We start from the raw sequence: 304 nt of genomic DNA, 5'->3' as shown, positions 1-304 counted from the left end.
CTTGCTCGTTAAATCCATGGGGGCGCCTCCTAAAGCTCAGCGCATGCTAGCACCGGGCTATGCATCGCTTTTGTCACTGAGAGACTTTTCTTTTAAGAAAAAAGCCACATCGCTGTGGCCTTTTCCTCCCGCGCGGAGACGGCTCAGACCACTCCGGCCGCCGCACGCCAGGCCTGGTTATGGCTCTGGGTGTACTGCTGGATGAGCTGCAGGACGTCCTTCATGAAGCCGGCATCGAAGCTCATCTGGTCCTCGACCTTCTGCTTCTGGCTCTGCCCGATGGTGGCGTTGACCTCTCCTTCCC

General features: G+C 58.2%; 1 protein-coding gene. It reads right to left on the bottom strand.

Going from position 1 to position 304, the window contains the following annotated elements:
• Positions 1-143: 143 nt before the first annotated feature.
• Positions 144-304, bottom strand: a 161-nt coding sequence (locus tag ACLJNW_RS24235; protein ID WP_410961224.1) for a YopD family type III secretion system translocon subunit, incomplete at its 5' end; no start/stop codon positions are given.

Source organism: Salmonella sp. SAL4457 (assembly GCF_046548235.1).
GTDB classification, from domain to species: Bacteria; Pseudomonadota; Gammaproteobacteria; order Enterobacterales; family Enterobacteriaceae; genus Salmonella; species Salmonella enterica.
The sequence above is the reverse complement of the archived record's forward strand: the minus strand, read 5'-3'. Positions and strand labels throughout refer to the sequence as shown.